This window comes from Microcoleus sp. B13-B6 (assembly GCF_036705405.1).
Lineage (GTDB): Bacteria > Cyanobacteriota > Cyanobacteriia > Cyanobacteriales > Microcoleaceae > Microcoleus.
This window is the reverse complement of the sequence record NZ_JAUBUJ010000046.1, coordinates 1-18,125: the sequence shown is the minus strand read 5'-3', so window position 1 is coordinate 18,125 and position 18,125 is coordinate 1. Positions and strand designations below refer to the sequence as shown.

Genomic DNA, 18,125 nt, shown 5'->3' with positions numbered 1-18,125 from the left:
AGTTAGCACGCGCCTTTGTTTAGTGAGCTTGTTAGGCCCAAAGCACTGTAAAGCGTGACCTTAGAACTGTTTAACTCTCAACGATAGAGCAAGGGACTAGCTACGCATCCCAGGGTATCGTGACTCAAAAAACGTAGTCAATTAAGACGCTTGGCTGGTCAGAACGGCTTGTTAGATCTCTCCTTCAAGCCTCATGCCTTTAGGCTGAGGTTCCTGACCTACTTGACATTTGTACTACTTACTGTACAAGTATAGCAATCCGCAATATATTTGGCAATCCGGATCTCATATCATGTCCGGTCAATTTACTGGTTCTATGGCTGGAGCCTGGGAACCGATACCTAGAGTCCGAGCCGAAGCCGAGCGAAAATTAAATTCGAGGCTCGCTTGTCGCTGTGGAGCGTTTCTTTCGCAAAGAACGAAAGTAACGAGTAAAACGAGTAAACCAGTAAATTCGATCGCGGCGAAGCATAATTTACTGGTTTTACTTCCAGGCTGTGTTACTGGTTTACGGGCTGTGCTTCTTAACCCATTTAAGCGACAAGCGAGCCGAAGCCGAGCGAAAATTAAATTCGAGGCTCGCTTGTCGCTGTTGAGCGTTACTTTCGTTCTTTGTGAAAGTAACGAGTAAGACGAGTAAACAACCAGTAAACGAGTAATAATTGAGGAGTGACATCTCCCACACTAATCCGAAGCGGATATAGTGTGGGCTTCCAAGACAATCCGGCTATCGCTTAGGAGGCTCTTGGCTTTAAGAACGGAATGCCCCACCGCTCTATTTTTAATCACAATTGCTGCATTATGGTCGCGGTCGAGACTGCACCCACAATGAGGGCAATCGTGCCAACGAATATGCAGCTTTTTCGGGACTTTCTTACCGCAATTAGAACAATCTTGTGAAGTATTGTAGGCGCTTACTGGGATAGCTAGCAAACCAGCATTTACGGCTTTGTTTGTTAGAATCGACTATTGCTTGACCACCCAGCGTCCAACACAGATTTAGCTAATTTTGTACGAGCTAGACCTTTGACGTTTAAATCCTCGTGCGCGATTACGTCATATTTTGATAACAGCCAATTCGCTGTCTTGAAATGGAAATCTTTACGCTTATCAGCTACTTTTTTGTGGCACTTCCCTAACTGCTTGACTGCCTTCTTCCTCCGGTTGCTGCACGAATTGCGTCGTGAAACTCGTTTTTGAGCAACTCGCAGACGTTTTTGAGCTTTGCGGTAATATTGAGGAATCGCGACTGTTTCGCCATCAGAAGTTGTTAAGAATTCCTTCAGTCCTACATCAATACCTGTTATTGAATCAGGATTAAAGTCCGGCTTGATCTCTGGAACCGTTTGATCTTCTAATGAGAGCGTCAAGTAATAGCCATCTGCTTTTTTAGTCACAGATGCGGTTTTGATTTTATACCCGTCAGGGATAGGACGATGCAAGACGACTTTAACTTTGCCGAACATCGGTAAGTTAATCAAGTTGCCCTGCAAACATTCCTCTTTTACCTGCGGATAAGTAAAAGTACGATAGCGATTGCGACCCTTGAAACGAGGTTTACCGCTACGCTTTCCATTGATATCGCCTTTGAGAAAACGGTCAAACGTTACCTTAACTCTTTTAACCACATCTTGAAGGACTTGCGAATAAATCTCGCTATACCAAGGATGAGTTTTCTTGAGTTGAGGTAACGTTTTCTTTTGCGAGTAATAATCGGGATTGTCCCGCAGTTCAGGTAGATAGCAAACGAGAGGACAAGCATTAACAGCAGAACGGTTTTGTTCGTACCAAGTAAATCTGTCAGCCAACAGATAATTGTACTGCGAACGCAGCATTGACAGCCATCTGTCTAGCTCAACTACCTGTTGTTTGGTTGGACGTAATTTGTACTGGTAAGCCGTTATCATGGTTGCCCTCCTTGAAAATTACGATAGCATAATTGTGTTCGCGTTAGCAACACGCACAATCACAGATAAAAATCTTCACATTCGACTATCGGAGAAACATCTCAGTAAACTGAGGGCGGTCGCGGCGGCGAGAGAACAAACTGTTACCCAGATGGTAGAGGCATGGATCGATCGACTTTTCCTGACATTTAATGACTGACTCGCCAACCTCCGTCAGTCGCGCATTCATCCCACACTGATTTATCGGGGGTACTCGGCGATGCCTCGATTAATCCCCCTCTAAATTCAGTGTGGGGATTCTGCTGTTTTAGCTAAAAAACTTAGATTTCTTCGTCCAAAACTTCTACATCATCTACATCATCTACATCATCTACATCATCTACATCATCTACATCATCTACCTCAATAGGAGCGACAGAATTAGCAGAAACTAGAGCACCAGTCTCAAGTTTCTTTTTAACTAGCTCCTCAATTTCATTTTTGAAATCGATGTTTTTCTCCATGTGCTGGATCACTTTGTCTCGTCCTTGAGCTATGTTCTCTCCGTTGTAGCTATACCAAGAACCTTTTTTGATGATTACTCCCATTTCGTCGGCCAAGTCAGTCAGACAGCCTAAAGTAGAAATGCCTTTGCCAAATACAATGTCAAATTCGGCAATACGGAAAGGCGGAGCAACTTTATTTTTAGCAACTTTAACTTTCGTGCGGTTGCCGTATTCTTCTGTACCTTTTTTCAAGCTTTGAATGCGGCGAATGTCAAGCCGCACGCTGGCGTAGAACTTGAGTGCGTTACCGCCGGTTGTTGTTTCCGGGTTGCCGTAAGTTATGCCGATTTTCTGCCGCAATTGGTTGAGGAAAATGACGGTACAGCCGGATTTGCCGATGTTGCCGGTGATTTTCCGCAAAGCTTGGCTCATCAAGCGCGCTTGCAAACCCATATGGGAGTCGCCCATGTCGCCTTCGATTTCGGCGCGGGGGACGAGGGCGGCTACGGAGTCAATTACTACGATATCGACGGCGACGGAACGGACGAGTTGATCGACTATTTCTAGGGCCATTTCGCCGGTATCCGGCTGGGAAACTAAGAGATTTTCAATATCGACGCCTAAAGCTGAGGCGTAGGTGGGATCGAGGGCGTGTTCGGCATCCACGAAGGCTGCGATACCGCCGGATTTTTGGACTTCGGCGATCGCGTGGAGAGCTAGAGTGGTTTTACCGGAACTTTCCGGGCCGTAAATTTCAATAACTCGGCCTTTTGGCAAACCGCCGCCCAAAGCAATGTCCAGTGTCAGGGCTCCGGTGGGAATGGTTTCTACCCTCATGCGAGTGGAGTCTCCCAATCGGACGATCGCCCCTTTGCCAAAGCTGCGCTCGATTTGGGAAAGTACGGAAGTTAGGGCTTTTTGCTTTTCTGAGTTTTCAGTGGAAGTTTTTATAGACGCTTCTTTTTTTGCCATTTGCGGTACGCGGGTAGACCCCTTGCGGAGCTTGTTGATTAACTGTACAACACGTATGTTAGCAGTTATTTTTGGGCTCTGGAGGTTCTGGGAGGATCTGGCTGAAGATTCTTGATTTTTGGGGTGGTTCAGCCTGAGCCAGCTTTCAGAAGGCTCTGAGCTAGAAGGTATTCGGCATCCGGCAGAGGGTAGAATTATTGTCTGTTAGGGGATGTAGTTGGTATCGATCGCTCTGGGAGTGCGGTTTACGATGGTCTACAGTTCCAAATTCCGTGAAGCGTAGCTATCCCGGAGGGAATCGCCACAATTAGGACAAGCATGGGATCTACAACACATCAAGACACATCTGTTAATAGCAAAAATTCCCGCTGGCTGATGAACTTATTGGCGATCGGCATTTTACTAGGTATCGGATTTCGGTTTTTTGAGATCGATCGCAAACTTTACTGGCACGACGAAGCTTACACATCAATCCGCGCCGCTGGTTTCACCCGCCAAGAAATCGACGACGAACTATTCCAAAACCGGATTGTTCCCGCACCAGAATTGCAAAAATATCAGCGGATTAAACCGGGAACTACAGAAGCAGACACAATTCGTTCTTTAGCACTAGAAGACCCGCAGCATCCGCCTTTATACTTTCTCATGGCTCGTTGGTGGATGCAGGAATTTGGCAGTTCTCTAACAGCATCGCGCAGTTGGCCAGCAATATTGAGTTTGCTGTCGCTGCCTTTGATGTACGCTTTAGCTCAGGAACTTTTCGCCTCGAATTTGGCTGCGTTATTAGCAACAGCACTTTTGGCTTTATCACCCTTTGACCTATTGTTTGCTCAGACAGCAAGGCAGTACAGTTTGCTGACAGCCATAGTTATTGGCAGCAGTTGGCTGCTGCTGAGAGCAGTGCGGTTGCGGGGTTGGCAAAATTGGGTATTTTACTCGCTGGCGATCGCCCTTGGTTTCTACACTCACCCTTTCTTCAGTTTAACACTCATCGGACACGGAGTTTTTATAATTTATTACTGGTTGTTTATCAAAAAAACTAAATTGCGAGGTCATGTAACTAATTCCCAATTCTTTTTAGCAGTAACAGCCGCTTTAATATTGTATCTTCCGTGGATTTACGTGCTGGCAACCAACCTGGGACGAGCATCAGCTACGACAGATTGGACGCGAGTATCTCCGGGTTGGCTGTATCTTGTTAAATTATGGACGCTCAGCTTTACAGCATTATTTTTTGACTTCGACTTAGGCTTTGATAATATCTGGACTTATTTGCTGAGATTGCCATTTTTGCTGTTAATTGCTGCTGCCATTTACCAAATCTGCCGCCGCACTAGCAGTTCAACTTGGCTGTTTATTTTAACATCAATTTTTGTACCTTTTTTGATCTTGGCGTTACCGGATCTAATCCTAGGCGGCAAACGTTCGGCCGTCAGCCGCTATCTGATTTCCTGCTTTCCGGGAGTGCAGCTAGCAGTTGCTTACTTGCTCGCAAGTAACGTGAAAACTCAGCAGCGGTTTTGGCAAGTCATTTTAGCCCTGGTATTTACAGCAAGTGTAGCATCCTGTACGGTCAGCGCTTTTTCTGATACTTGGTGGAGCAAAGACTTGAGCTATTTTAATGCTGAAGTTGCGAAAATTATTAACAAAGAGGCGATAGCTAACCGATCGATTAAAGATACAATTGTAATTAGCGATCGCGGCAACGATTTTACGAACATGGGAGATTTGCTGTCTCTGAGTTATTTGCTCGACAAAGACGTGCGGCTGATGCTGATGAGCCAGTCGCCAGATATGGAGATGCTGAACAAATATTCGGCTCCTCTGGTATTCCGCCCTTCGGAAAAATTGATCTCGGCACTCAAGCAAAATCAACGCCGCTTAGAGCCAATTTTGCAGTATGCCAGACTTTTTCGAGCGCGGCGAGCTTCTTAAACCAATTCCCAAAAGTAGTGATAGTGATACAGATAGATTGTACGCGAGCATTTGTAGGGATACCGCACCGTGCCGTCTCCGACGCTGTAGGGATAGGGCATTGCTCAAGGAGTGTCAACTTAAAGCTGAAAGCCCTGAGAAATCTCGTTTTTACGCTAAGTATAGATCCCCCTAAATCCCCCTTAAGAAGGGGAGTAGGGGTTGACTTTGAGCCATTTCCGGTTCCCCCCTTCTTAAGGGGGGCTAGGGGGGATCTAGGCTTAATAGTCAAACCGGAGTCTCTGACTGGGTTTAACGTGTTTATTGACACGAAGAAGGACACGGTGCAGTGTCCGTACTTATCTGGGCTGACACACCCGACATCATCAGCAATAATTATTTGAATACTTAGGATAAAAAGCAATGCAAGAGTTAAATAATTCATCTTCCGAATCCGCCCAGAAGTTTCGCAATCTTCAGACAGAATTACGCGAACGTTGGCGAGCAGTCGAAGAATTCGACGGCGGAGATTGTGACATTATTATCATTCCTTCTGTCAGCTTAGATCAGCAAGAAATGCAGAAAGTTGAGGGTGTTTACCACTACGAAGAGCGGCATTTATTTTCATTGATTCGCCTGCGAAATCCCCGCACGCGCTTAATTTACATTACCTCGGAGCCATTGCACCCGATGATTGTGGATTATTACCTGCAATTGCTGCCGGGAATTCCATTTTCTCACGCGCGCGATCGGCTTTTGCTGTTCAGTGCTTACGATGCTTCCGCCAAATCCCTCACCCAGAAAATTTTAGACCGTCCCCGCTTGATGGAGCGCATTCGTCAAGCAGTGCGGCCGACAAAATCTTATATGGTTTGTTATAACTCCACGCCCTTAGAACGCGAGTTATCTGTTAAATTGGGGATTCCTTTGTGGGCCAGCGATCCCGATCTGTTATACTGGGGAACAAAAAGCGGCAGCCGGCAAATTTTTAAAGAATGTGGCGTGCCTTATCCTGACGGTTCTGAGTTGGTTTTTAATGCGGAAGATTTAGCGGAAGCTGCGGGCGCGTTGTGGGAACGGCAGCCACATTTGCAGCGGATCGTAATTAAGTTAAATGAAGGTTTTTCGGGGGAAGGGAATGCAATTTTAGATCTGAAGTCCCTCGCAGGTAAAGCGCCTACAGAAAGAGCGAAGGCAATTGGCGATAGCTTCCATAATTTGCGCTTTCAAGCAACGGGCGAAACCTGGGAAAATTTTAGCAGCCGCATTCCCGAATTAGGGGCAATTGCCGAAGCATTTATCGAAGGAGAAGAAAAGTTCTCGCCCAGCGTTCAAGGCAGAATTGTCCCCAGCGGCGAAGTAGAAATTCTCTCAACCCACGACCAAATTTTAGGAGGCCCAGACGGTCAAATTTTCTTAGGTTGCCGATTTCCTGCCGACGAATCTTATCGAATAGCGTTGCAGGAATTGGGATGGAAAGTAGGGCAAAACTTAGCTAAAAAAGGGGCTTTAGAGAGATTTGGAGTAGATTTTCTCGCTGTAAAGCAATCCGATGGGAAATGGGAGCTTCAAGCAATAGAAATTAACTTACGTAAAGGAGGCACAACTCATCCGTTTATGGCTTTGAAGCTGTTAACAAACGGTCGGTACGATCGTACTACCGGATTATTTTACAGCCAGCAGGGCCGTCCGAAATATTATGTCGCTTCGGACAATTTGAAAAAAGAGCGCTATCGGGGATTATTACCGAACGATTTGATGGATATTATTGCTGACAATCAACTGCACTTTGACAGCGGTACTGAGACGGGCAGTGTGTTTCATTTAATGGGTTGTTTGTCGGAGTTTGGCAAATTGGGAGTGACGAGTATCGGCAATTCGCAGCAAGAAGCTGAGGAGAGGTATAACAAAGTTGTGAAAGTTCTCGATCGCGAAACCTCATACTAAATCTCATTTAACCATTAATTATTTGGTCGTGGAAAATGGCTAATAAGTAATTGGTACTTTAAACTGACAACCGCAGATTTTAATCTGCGGGTTGCGGGTTGTAGCTAATTTTTAGCGGGATAAAGGGGCGTGGGGTCGATCGACCCTGTGCGGTTGAGTGGCCAAAAACGCACAATTGCCCTACCGATGATATTTTGCTTGGGTACAAAGCCCCAGTAATGACTGTCACAGCTTGCGTTGCGGTTGTCGCCGAGCACCAAGTAAGAATTTTGAGCTACAACTACAGGCCCGTAGGGATACTGCGGAATTTCTTCAATATATTTTTCCTGTAGCGGCTGCTTGTTAATAAAAACTTTTCCCTCTCTGACTTCCACACTGTCCCCCGGCAGTCCGATCACTCGCTTGATATAGGCATCTTTGATCGGTGGTGGCTGTCCCGTGCACAAACTAGCCTGGTCAGGAGGCATAAATACGATAATATCTCCTCGCTGGGGCTCTTGGAATCGATAGCTTACCTTATCTATGATTAATCGATCGTTAATTTGCAAGGTTGGGAGCATCGAGCCGGTCGGAATGTAGCGTGCTTCGGCAACCAGGGTGCGGATACCAAAGGCTAAAAATGCTGCTAAGCCGATCGTCTTAATTCCTTCGATCCAAGGATTTTCGGTGTCTTGCGGAGGTTTTTCGTCGGCTGACTTGTCTAGACGAGTCATAGGGTATTGTAGTGACTGAGCTGGATACGAATTATAAACTTAATAATGCTTCCATGCTAGCACGCTGTTTACTGAATTAAGGATATCTTATGACTACCCAATCAAGTTTGTTAATCCGTCGCGCTCGCATTCTTTTGCCCAACGGTGAGTTTTTGGTAGGAGATGTGCAAATCTGCGATCGCAAAATTGTCCAAGTTGCTGCGGAAATTGTCGAATCTGGCGATCGAGAAATAGATGCGAAAGGCTTAACTCTGTTGCCCGGAGTAATTGATCCCCAGGTACACTTCCGGGAACCGGGTTTAGAACACAAGGAAGACTTATTTACCGCTAGCTGTGCTTGCGCTAAAGGCGGCGTGACATCGTTTCTGGAAATGCCGAATACGCGACCTCTGACCACAACCCAAGCTGCCTTAGATGATAAACTAAGTCGCGCTGCCGAGAAGTGTTTGGTCAATTACGGCTTTTTTATTGGGGCTACTCCTGAGATTTTACCCGATTTGTTGGATGCCAATCCGACTCCGGGAATTAAGGTGTTTATGGGTTCGATGCACGGGGACTTATTGATGGATGATGCAGCAAATTTAGAGGTAATTTTTGCGAAGGGCGATCGACTAATTGCGGTACACGCAGAAGACCAAGCTAGAATCAACCAGCGTCGTCAAGAATTTGCTGGTATTACCGATATTGCAGTTCACTCGCAAATTCAAGACAATCAAGCAGCTTTATTGGCAACTCAACTAGCAGTAAAACTTTCTAATAAATATCAGCGCCGACTGCATATTCTGCACCTATCGACAGGAGAAGAAGCTGAGTTTTTGCGCCAGGAAAAACCGAGTTGGGTAACGGCAGAAGTAACGCCGCAGCATTTGTTGTTAAATACCAGCGCCTATCAAAAAATTGGCAGTTTAGCTCAGATGAATCCGCCTTTGCGCGAGCCCCGCGATAACGAAATACTTTGGCAAGCTTTACTAGACGGCGTAATTGATTTTATCGCCACCGACCATGCGCCACATACATTAGCAGAAAAAGCTCAAGATTATCCGAATACGCCGTCTGGAATGCCCGGTGTCGAAACTTCTTTGCCTTTGATGCTGACCCAAGCAGTAGAGGGAAGATGTACAGTGGCACAAGTTGCTAATTGGATGTCGGCGGCAGTTGCTAAGGCTTATAAGATTCCGAAAAAAGGGCAAATTGCACCGGGTTTTGATGCAGATTTAGTCTTAGTTGATTTGGAGAAATACCGCCCGGTAGTCGGCGCAGAGATGGCGAGTAAGTGCGGCTGGAGTTCCTTTGAAGGATGGAATTTGACTGGATGGCCAGTTGTGACTGTTGTTGGAGGAAAAGTTGTTTTTGAAAATGGTAAATTGGATACAAATGTGAGGGGAGAAGCCTTGACATTTGACGCTGAGTAAGCATGAATTTAACTCAAATGTTATAATTGGGTATTCCCGCTCGCAAAGGCGATTTTACCCATGCTTCTCGAAGAACTAGAAACACAACTCCTGGCCTTAACTCCGACTGAGAAAGCTGAAGCCATACGGCTTTTAACCCAAAGTTTAAACAATAGCTGGCCAGGAATTACCAAAACTCCCGACGTGTGTGGCGGCGATGCTTGCATTGCCAAAACTCGCATCCCAGTTTGGCTGCTTGAAAGTTTTCGCCGTGAAGGTTCAAGCGATGCTGAACTTCTACAATTTTATCCCCATCTCCGCGCGGCAGATCTAGTCAATGTTTGGACTTATGCTGATGCACATCTGGAGGAAATCGAAGAAGCAATCTGCAAGAATGAGGAAGCCTGAGTCATGCTGAATTTGTATGCAGACGAACAATTTCCTTTGCCCGTTGTGCAATTGCTGCGCGCTTTTGGTCACAATATCCTGACTGTTCAGGAAGCAGGAAAAGCAGGACTTGGGATTCCAGATCCAGAGGTGCTAGCATTTGCTATAAGCAAAGATAGAGCTGTTTTGACATTAAATCGGTTTGATTTTATCGGGCTGCACAACCGACAGCCAGACCACTCTGGTATTATTGTTTGTACCAAAAATCGGAATGTAGAAATGTTGGCAACACGCATCAATGATGCTATTGCTGGTGAAGAAAGTTTGAGAGGCAAATTGATTCGTGTCAACCGTCCGCAGTAAGTACGCGCTGAGATGTTACACCATTCTCTCTTAACAGGCTGAGTGAGAATGGTGCAACATCTAAATTCGATCGCCCTGTCTCACTTTTCCCATTGCCCATCCAATAACTCGCCATTACCAATTACTTCAATTTGCCGCCCGTTATCTAGATAACTCAAAGAAATTTGCAAATAATTTTCTGGTTTGTACTGCAATCTTTCCGCCCATTCGATCGCCACAATTCCCAAATCCCTTTCTAATCCGTCCCAATAACTTTCTAAGTGCAAAGCCTCGGCTTCTTGGGGTTCTAGTCGATACAAATCTAGATGATACAGCGGAATTCGTCCTCCAAAATACTCGTTAATCAGCGTAAAAGTAGGACTTTCGATCGAGTCGGAGATTCCTAAACCTTCAGCGATACCTTGAACCAAGGTAGTTTTGCCTGCACCTAAATCTCCTTGTAATAAGATTACAGTGCCGGGGGGGAGCGATCGACCTAACGCAAAACCAAACTTGCGCGTAGCTTCAGCATCTGGAAGAGAAAGTATCATTTTAGTTATTTGTTATCTGTTATTAGTCATTTGTTATTTGTTATTTGTTACTCGTTTGGATCGGCCAATAACCAATAGCCAATAACATGAGTGAACAGTCAACTGTCAACTGTCAACTGTCAACTGTCAACTGTCAACTGTCAGCAGCTTAAATGTTTTGCGCGCGGCCGTACCAACGCAGCAACATCCCCGCCAACCTTTGCGAATTGTGGCGAATTAAACCCGTATTTTTATCTTCATCCATGACATTTGCGATGACAATTCGCCGCCCCAATTGCGTTACGGCTTCTCGATCGAGTACAACCGGATAAGAATCCTCCTGAGAATAGCGAATCAAAGCCTTTGCAGAAGGGACTTTTCCTTGAACTACTACAGCATCGAACAGCGGCCTGCCGCAAGCGCGGTCGATCGCCCGAATGTGGTCTGCAACACTGTATCCGTCAGTTTCCCCCGGCTGAGTCATAATATTGCAAACATAAATGCGCGGAACTTCGCTGTTGGCGATCGCATCAGCAATTTCCGGCACCAACAAATTCGGAATGACACTCGTATAAAGACTCCCCGGCCCAATAATGATAAAATCCGCTTCCCGAAGTGCTTGGGCTACCTTGGGCAACGCCGGAGGATTAGCAGGAGTGCAGCCAATTTTGATGATTTGGCCGTTAGCTTTTGTAATACTGGACTCCCCCTCAATCCTGCGGCCGTCAGCCAGTTCTGCCCACAAAGAAACGTCGCTCAGAGTAGCCGGCAGCACTTCTCCCCTCACTGCTAAAACTTTAGAACTCGCGGCGATCGCCTGTTCCAAATCTCCAGCAATATCGCTCATCGCCGTCAAAAACAAATTCCCAAAACTGTGACCCACCAAACCGTCACCAGCCCGGAAACGATATTGAAATAACTCAGTCAATAACTTTTCCTCATCTGCCAAAGCAGCCAAACAATTGCGAATGTCTCCCGGCGGCAATACCCCAATTTCCCGTCGCAGCCGCCCGGAAGACCCCCCATCATCCGCCACCGTGACAATAGCAGTGATTTTGGCGCTGTAGTCCTTCAATCCCCTGAGCAAATTAGAAAGACCGGTACCGCCCCCAATTGCCACAATTTTCGGGCCGCGGTGCAAGCGGCGGTGGTTGAGGAGTCGATCGACCAGTTCCTCATTCCCTTCGGGCATCAGCACTTGGGTAATAGAGTTCAAACTGCGAGTTTGTCCCCACAGAATTAATAAAATCCCGCCAGCAATCACGATCGGGCCCGACACGTAATTGGGAATAACTTCCGCAATCCACGCCAAAAAATTTCTCAATAATTGCAATAAGAAGAAAATGGGAGTCATCCCAGTCCAAATCGCTAAACCCAAAGTGGCAAGTACCACGCCGCTGGCACTAATCAGCAGCCACCGTTTCACTAACAGTCCGGGGGCTAACCACTTAAACCACTGGTGAACTCGCCCGTTCCGCAAAGAAGGGGGGTAAGGATTTCTGGATTGGGCAAAAACCTGCTTGGCTTTAGCCAAGACACGGAGGGCTTTAGGAAGTGAACTAATTGACATGGTTAATTAGTCTTAAGGGTATTGGAACAGCTCGATCTGACAAATTTACAATACAAGAGAGTTTTGATTCTGGCAGTCAATTTAAGTAATTAGTGATTAGTCATGAGTCATGAGTCATTAGGTAGACTGATGACTGAGGACTGATAACTTATTGATAACATGCTATGGCTGAGCCACTAATCGAACTCAAGGGGGTAAGTAAGTCCTTCGGCCAGAACCAGATCCTCGATCGAGTCGATCTGAGGATTTATCGGGGAGAGGCCCTGGCAATTATTGGCCCTTCGGGGACGGGCAAATCTACTATTTTGCGGATAATTGCGGGTTTGTTGGCCCCGGATGCCGGTGAGGTTTTTGTTCAGGGACAGCGCAGGGTGGGATGGGTGGACGACGTGGCAGATCCGATCGGAATTGGGATGGTGTTTCAGCAAGCGGCTTTGTTTGATTCGCTGACGGTGGAGGAGAATGTCGGTTTTTTACTTTACCAGCATTCTAAGCTGCCGCGCCGCCGCATTCGGGAATTGGTGGAGGAAAAGTTGGAGATGGTGGGTTTGCCGCGAATTGGCGAACGCTATCCGGCGCAGTTGTCTGGGGGAATGAGGAAGCGGGTAAGTTTTGCCCGCGCTATCATGGCGAATCCTGATAATGACAGGGATAATCCAGAGGTTTTGCTGTACGACGAACCGACGGCGGGTTTAGATCCGATCGCTTCGACGGTAATTGAAGATTTAATCCGCGACTTGCAGGCTGCCCAAGGTGTTTGCAGCACTTATGCGATCGTCACTCACCAAGACAGTACCATCCGCCGCACTGCCGATCGCATCGTATTTCTCTATCGAGGCAAAGTGCAGTGGGAGGGAACTGTCAATGACATTGCATCGACAGATAATTTACTTATCCGACAATTTTTTAGCGGCAGTGTTACTGGGCCAATTCAAGCGCTTGGATAGTCAATTGTCAATTGTCAGTTGTCAGTTGTCAGTTGGCCGTTGTCAGTTGGTCGTGGTCAATTGTTTGTCTTGTTGGGAGATAGTATATGTCACAAACAAACTTTCAGAAGTTAGATGTTTATAAATTAGCTGAAAAATTAGCTGATGAAATTTGGAATATTGTTATAAAATGGGACGCATTAGCAAAAGATACTGTCGGCAAGCAAATTATTCGATCGGCTGATAGTATTGGTGCTAATATTGCTGAAGGAGATGGTCGAGGTAGCTATCAGGATCATCGGCGATTTATCAAGATTGCCAGAGGTTCTTTATATGAAACAAAGCACTGGTTGAGACGGGCTTATACTAGGCAACTACTAACAAGTACGCAAGTAGAAACACTCAAGCCAATTATTGACGAACTCTCGCCAAGGCTAAACGCCTATCTAAAATCTATAGGCAACACATCAGACAAAAATTAACAACTGCCAACTGCCAACTGCCAACTGCCAACTATCAACTATCAACTGCCAACTATCAACTGCCAACTGCCAACTGTCAACTGCCAACTATCAACTGCCAACTGCCAACTGCCAACTGCCAACTATCAACTGCCAAAGGAGGTAATATGCAATCGCGAACTGTAAGAGAAGGTTCTGTCGGGTTCTTAATTTTAGTAGGAATCGGTTTATTTGGCGGCTTAGTGCTCTGGCTGCGGGGCGTGCAAATAGGGAACCGCAGCTACAAATTCGCCGTAGAATTTGGCAGCGCCCAAGGAATGCAAATAGGCACGCCCATCAGGTATCGTGGGGTTGCCGTCGGTAAAATTACCGCCCTCCAACCGGGTTCCAACGGCGTAGACGTGACGCTGGAGATTGCCCCCGGTACTTTAGTGATTCCCAGGGATGTTACGATCGAAGCGAATAAATCGGGTTTAATTGGCGAATCGTCGATCGACATTACCCCCAACTCGATTTTGCCAGAATCATTACTTACCGCCAATCCCGTTAGTGCCGACTGTCCCCCGGAGATTATCTGCCAAAATTCGCGCTTAAAAGGTCAAGCGGGAGTCACTATCGACGAACTAATTAAATCCACAGTCCGCCTAGCTAATTTCTACACTGACCCCGCCCTGTTTAACAATCTTAAATCTCTTACCGAGAATACAGCCAACACAGCTAAAGGTGCAGCTAAACTCACTCAAGATTTATCGACTTTAACTAAAACGGCACAAGCGGAAATAAAAAATTTGAATCAATCTGTAAGGGGAGACCTTGGCAGCTTAAATCAATCATTAAAAACTGAAATAGCAAGTTTAAATCAATCATTAAAGGGGGAAGCAAGCACCTTAAATCAATCATTAAAGGGGGAAGCAAGCACCTTAAATCAATCGCTCAAGACGGAAATATCAGGAGTTGCCGCTGATGTTTCTAAAGTAGCAGCTACGGCGGACAGTTCCACAAAAGCCGTATCTGCAGCTGCGATTAATTCTGCTAATTCAGTAACTCAAGCAGCCAATCAAATTACATTAACAGCCAACCAAGTCAATTCTTTAGTAGCAACCAACCGCGGCAGTTTAGTCTCAACTCTGAATAACATCAATCAAAGCAGTCAGGAACTGCGGGTAGCTGTCAGCAGTTTGAGTCCGACAATTAATCGAATCAACCAAGGACAATTGCTGAACAATTTAGAAGTTTTATCAGCGAATGCTGCCCAAGCTTCTAGTAATTTGCGAGATTTATCCAGCCAAGTAAACAATCCCGCCAATTTGCTATTATTGCAGCAAACTCTAGATTCTGCACGAGCTACATTTCAGAACGTGCAGAAAATTACTTCCGACGTGGATGATTTGACGGGAGATCCGGCTTTCCGCAACAATATTCGCAGGTTGTTCAACGGATTAGGAGGCTTGTTGGGTTCGACAGAACAACTGCGACAGCAAGTTAAAGTGACTCAAACATTAGCCCCCCTTTCTGAGAAAGTAAATGCGAGTACACATCCCAGAGATTCATCAGTAGATCCTGGATTTCCTCGCTTGCAAAAACAGCCCAAATTGCCTGTTATACCTTCTCAAACTGCCCGGTCAGTAGAACCAGTTGCTCCCGAAAAGACCCATTAAAACAGGGTATCATTGAATAACCGCCCTTGCACAAAAGTCAGGGCTGTTTCATTCTCGGTAGGGGCCGTGCCCCCGTGCCGGCCCTCTTGGTCTGATCTGCCGATCGAATCCTCTAGGTCGGGGGTAGGCACGGGGAGTAGGGGCCGTGCTACCCCTACAAAATTCATGTTTTTGGTGAGAATGAAACAGCCATTGCACAAAAGTGGCGATATACTCTAATTAGTAACCAGCGCAATACACACCCAGATTACAGCTAGTTAATAAGGTGCGCCTTTCGCACCCAGGCATTAAAGTTATTGTCCAAATCCTATTAACAAAAAACTCTTTCTATCGAAACAAAGAAAACCAATGACGCAAACATTATCGAAACCGGACGTAACCAAAAGTCAGTATAATATAACTTGGGAAAAATTGCCAGATGACTTTAAATTACCAGACGATCCCGTGGAAAACATCGACCAACCACTTTTAGCTGCGGCCTTGCGAGAAGCTTTGGATCTCGCAGGATTTATCCTAGCTTCAATGCTAATAGCTTCCAATTTTGGACTCTGTGCCAAAGTTAACGGCAAAACAGTAGTAAAAGCCCCTGATTGGGTGTACGTTCCGTCGGTATTGCCAGCAGAACCAGGAGAAGTTCGCCGCAGTTATACGCGCAATGCTGAGGGAGAAGTACCTGCTGTAGTGATGGAATTTTTATCCGATACTGACGGCAGTGAATATTCAAATAAACCGACATATCCTTACGGAAAATGGCGGTTTTATGAGCGAATTTTGCAAGTGCCGATTTATGTAATTTTTGAACCTAAGTCGGGAGTATTGGAAGTGTACAGACTCTCTGCGTCGGGAGAATACGAATTGCAAGAACCGGATGCTAATCAGCGATTCTGGATAGAATCAATGGGTTTATTTCTGGGGGTTTGGGAAGGTGAAAAATCTCAGAGAACGGGTTATTGGTTGCGCTGGTGGGATGAGAATGGCAATTTGCTGCTGTGGGGTGCGGAACGGGTGGAACAGGAACGCCAGAGGACCGAAGAGGAACGCCAGAGGGCCGAAGAGGAACGCCAGAGGGCCGATCGATTAATGGCATACTTGAGAAGTCAGGGCATTGATCCTGATGGCATTTGAAGGTGTAGGGTTCGCGCGATCGAACAACAGTTAATAAAATTGAGAAAATAGTTGCGCTCTCAAAAGCTTAATCTAAAAAAAGGATAAGGAGAAAACATGACACAAACAGCAGTCAAAAACTCTGTCACCGATAGTTGCCTGACTCTAAGAGGAGTGAGTTGGTCGCAATTTGAATCGCTAGAAGCCGCTTTTGAGTCTGTCGGCGGTATCAAATTTGCTTACTTAGATGGAATTTTAGAAATTATGACAGTTAGCCCCGAACATGAAGAGACAAAGGGTACTATCAGGGCTTTATTAGAAGCATACCTGAGAGAAAAGGGCATCCGGTTTTATATCAAGGGCGGGCCGACTTTGGGTAGTAAAGAACTGGGGGCGAGAAAGGAGCCTGATGAATCATATAATTTGACGACTAAAAAGGCAATTCCCGATTTGGCGATCGAAGTTGTATTCACCAGCGGTGGCATCGATAAACTTCAACTATACAAGCGGTTAGGCATACCTGAAGTCTGGTTTTGGGAAGATGGAGTGCTGAGTATCTATTATTTGAGGGAGGAGTACGAAAAAGTCGATTGCAGCGAGTTGTTACCGGAGTTAGACATTGCTTTGTTAGTGAGATATGTAACTTACTTCGATCAATATGATGCTGTTACTGAATTCATTAAGGCTTTGCGGGAATAGTTCAAATCAACTTTAAATATAACTCGAATCAAGGAGCGATTGACATGGTTCAAGCATTAACAAAATCAGTAACATTTGACGAATTTATTGCATGGTATCCGGAAAATTCCGAATACCGCTACGAACTGCACAATGGAGTAATTGTTGAAATGCCCAAAGGAACTGGCCAACATTCAGAAATCTCTGGCTTTCTCAATATAGAAGTTGGCGTTGTATGTCGCAATGCCCGATTGCCCTATTTCCTTCCCAAAGAATGTGTCCTTAAACCCGATCGCGACGAATCAGGATATGAGCCAGATGTCATCGTTCTCGATCGACAGCAAGTGATAAATGAACCGCGTTGGGCAGCAGAATCAATTATCACAATGGGTTCGTCGGTGCGTTTAGCAGTAGAAGTTGTTAGCACTAACTGGCAGACTGACTATCTTACTAAACTACGCGATTATGAAGAAATGGGCATTCTTGAATACTGGATTGTGGATTATTTGGGATTGGGCGGGAGACGCTACATCGGCAATCCCAAACAACCTACGCTTTCGCTTTATCAATTGGTTGATGGGGAGTACGAGTTGACGCAGTTCCGGGGAGAGGAGAGAATTGAATCGGCTGTTTTTCCAGATTTGAACTTGACTGCTCAACAGGTGTTTAACGCAGGAATTGTTAATGAATAAGGAGCGAGTTTGCTAGGACTACAACAATATTAGAAGAAAAATTAGATCGGCCACTGCTATTTCCCGGATTAACCTGGCAATAATTCAAAATCTTAGCACCGATTTGGGATATTCTAGGTGTTAAATTGTCGTTTTTAGCGGGAGTGCTGGAGATAGAGAAAATGCCTGGAAGAAAACACGAAATAGCTAAGGAGAGAATAGGTGATTTTCGGCAAATATATTTGATGAAAGCAGATAGAGATTACACTCCAACAGGTTCGATGACATTGGAAAGCGAAGAAGGTTTAGTCAGAAGGGAAGCAGATAAATCATAGGAGTTGGGTGCTAATAGGGAACGTCCAGATTTGGCGATCGAAGTTGTCGTCACTAGCGGCGGAATTGATAAGGATCGTCAATTAAATAATTTCCCTTTTTTCTTGTGGGATGGGCGTGCCGCCCGCCCAGTAAG

19 protein-coding genes are annotated in these 18,125 nt (G+C 45.7%); 13 read left to right on the top strand and 6 right to left on the bottom strand.

Going from position 1 to position 18,125, the window contains the following annotated elements:
• Positions 1-684: 684 nt before the first annotated feature.
• Both QUB35_RS20390 and QUB35_RS20385 read right to left on the bottom strand, forming a co-directional pair.
• On the bottom strand, positions 685-933 hold the full coding sequence (locus tag QUB35_RS20390; RefSeq protein WP_333143582.1) for a zinc ribbon domain-containing protein: 249 nt from the start codon (positions 931-933) through the stop codon (positions 685-687).
• Positions 934-956: 23 nt separating this feature from the next.
• The gene (locus QUB35_RS20385) at positions 957-1,907 is read right to left on the bottom strand and encodes a transposase (RefSeq protein ID WP_333143581.1); all 951 of its coding nucleotides are present in this window, start codon (positions 1,905-1,907) and stop codon (positions 957-959) included.
• On the opposite strand from QUB35_RS20385, the gene QUB35_RS20380 reads away from it, so the two are divergent.
• Positions 1,906-2,106 (top strand): hypothetical protein, encoded by a 201-nt coding sequence (locus QUB35_RS20380; protein WP_333143580.1) that lies wholly within the window; start codon positions 1,906-1,908, stop codon positions 2,104-2,106. The genes QUB35_RS20385 and QUB35_RS20380 overlap by 2 nt on opposite strands.
• Before the next feature lie 121 nt (positions 2,107-2,227).
• Here QUB35_RS20380 and recA read toward each other — a convergent pair whose 3' ends face one another.
• The gene (recA, locus tag QUB35_RS20375) at positions 2,228-3,364 is read right to left on the bottom strand and encodes a recombinase RecA (protein ID WP_333143579.1); all 1,137 of its coding nucleotides are present in this window, start codon (positions 3,362-3,364) and stop codon (positions 2,228-2,230) included.
• Positions 3,365-3,682: 318 nt separating this feature from the next.
• Here recA and QUB35_RS20370 point away from each other — a divergent pair, with 318 nt between their 5' ends.
• Positions 3,683-5,299 (top strand): glycosyltransferase family 39 protein, encoded by a 1,617-nt coding sequence (locus QUB35_RS20370; RefSeq protein WP_333143578.1) that lies wholly within the window; start codon positions 3,683-3,685, stop codon positions 5,297-5,299.
• Positions 5,300-5,701: 402 nt separating this feature from the next.
• Positions 5,702-7,225, top strand: a complete 1,524-nt coding sequence (locus QUB35_RS20365; protein WP_333143577.1) for a peptide ligase PGM1-related protein — start codon at positions 5,702-5,704, stop codon at positions 7,223-7,225.
• Positions 7,226-7,329: 104 nt separating this feature from the next.
• On the opposite strand, the gene lepB is transcribed toward QUB35_RS20365, so the two are convergent.
• Positions 7,330-7,938, bottom strand: coding sequence for a signal peptidase I (gene lepB, locus QUB35_RS20360; RefSeq protein WP_333143576.1), 609 nt, complete (start codon positions 7,936-7,938; stop codon positions 7,330-7,332).
• Positions 7,939-8,027: 89 nt separating this feature from the next.
• Between lepB and QUB35_RS20355 the strand changes: the two genes are divergently transcribed.
• The 3 genes from QUB35_RS20355 to QUB35_RS20345 are packed head-to-tail and all read left to right on the top strand — an operon-like array spanning position 8,028 to position 10,079.
• Positions 8,028-9,350 carry a dihydroorotase gene (locus QUB35_RS20355; protein ID WP_333143575.1) on the top strand — a complete coding sequence of 441 codons (1,323 nt, stop codon included), beginning with the start codon at positions 8,028-8,030 and terminating at the stop codon, positions 9,348-9,350.
• A gap of 60 nt (positions 9,351-9,410) precedes the next feature.
• Positions 9,411-9,737, top strand: coding sequence for a DUF433 domain-containing protein (locus QUB35_RS20350; protein ID WP_333143574.1), 327 nt, complete (start codon positions 9,411-9,413; stop codon positions 9,735-9,737).
• A gap of 3 nt (positions 9,738-9,740) precedes the next feature.
• Entirely contained in the window at positions 9,741-10,079 is a 339-nt protein-coding gene (locus QUB35_RS20345) for a DUF5615 family PIN-like protein (RefSeq protein WP_333143573.1), read from the top strand.
• An 80-nt stretch (positions 10,080-10,159) separates the two neighbouring features.
• Here QUB35_RS20345 and tsaE read toward each other — a convergent pair whose 3' ends face one another.
• A complete protein-coding gene (gene tsaE, locus QUB35_RS20340; RefSeq protein ID WP_333143572.1) occupies positions 10,160-10,609 on the bottom strand; it encodes a tRNA (adenosine(37)-N6)-threonylcarbamoyltransferase complex ATPase subunit type 1 TsaE in 450 nt (149 codons plus the stop codon).
• Positions 10,610-10,757: 148 nt separating this feature from the next.
• Positions 10,758-12,158 carry a gluconeogenesis factor YvcK family protein gene (locus QUB35_RS20335; protein WP_333143571.1) on the bottom strand — a complete coding sequence of 467 codons (1,401 nt, stop codon included), beginning with the start codon at positions 12,156-12,158 and terminating at the stop codon, positions 10,758-10,760.
• A gap of 164 nt (positions 12,159-12,322) precedes the next feature.
• Between QUB35_RS20335 and QUB35_RS20330 the strand changes: the two genes are divergently transcribed.
• The 7 genes from QUB35_RS20330 (at position 12,323) to QUB35_RS20300 (ending at position 17,991) form a co-directional block, all read left to right on the top strand.
• Positions 12,323-13,105 (top strand): ATP-binding cassette domain-containing protein, encoded by a 783-nt coding sequence (locus QUB35_RS20330; RefSeq protein WP_333056232.1) that lies wholly within the window; start codon positions 12,323-12,325, stop codon positions 13,103-13,105.
• Between the two features lie 86 nt (positions 13,106-13,191).
• Positions 13,192-13,566, top strand: a complete 375-nt coding sequence (locus tag QUB35_RS20325) for a four helix bundle protein (RefSeq protein WP_333107743.1) — start codon at positions 13,192-13,194, stop codon at positions 13,564-13,566.
• Between the two features lie 146 nt (positions 13,567-13,712).
• Positions 13,713-15,203 (top strand): MlaD family protein, encoded by a 1,491-nt coding sequence (locus QUB35_RS20320; RefSeq protein ID WP_333143570.1) that lies wholly within the window; start codon positions 13,713-13,715, stop codon positions 15,201-15,203.
• A 348-nt stretch (positions 15,204-15,551) separates the two neighbouring features.
• A complete protein-coding gene (locus QUB35_RS20315; RefSeq protein WP_333143569.1) occupies positions 15,552-16,328 on the top strand; it encodes a Uma2 family endonuclease in 777 nt (258 codons plus the stop codon).
• A gap of 96 nt (positions 16,329-16,424) precedes the next feature.
• Complete coding sequence (locus QUB35_RS20310) at positions 16,425-17,006, top strand: Uma2 family endonuclease (RefSeq protein ID WP_333143568.1); 582 nt, start codon at positions 16,425-16,427, stop codon at positions 17,004-17,006.
• Positions 17,007-17,050: 44 nt separating this feature from the next.
• A complete protein-coding gene (locus QUB35_RS20305) occupies positions 17,051-17,677 on the top strand; it encodes a Uma2 family endonuclease (protein WP_333143567.1) in 627 nt (208 codons plus the stop codon).
• 161 nt (positions 17,678-17,838) lie between these two features.
• Entirely contained in the window at positions 17,839-17,991 is a 153-nt protein-coding gene (locus QUB35_RS20300; protein WP_333107738.1) for a hypothetical protein, read from the top strand.
• Positions 17,992-18,125: the final 134 nt, after the last annotated feature.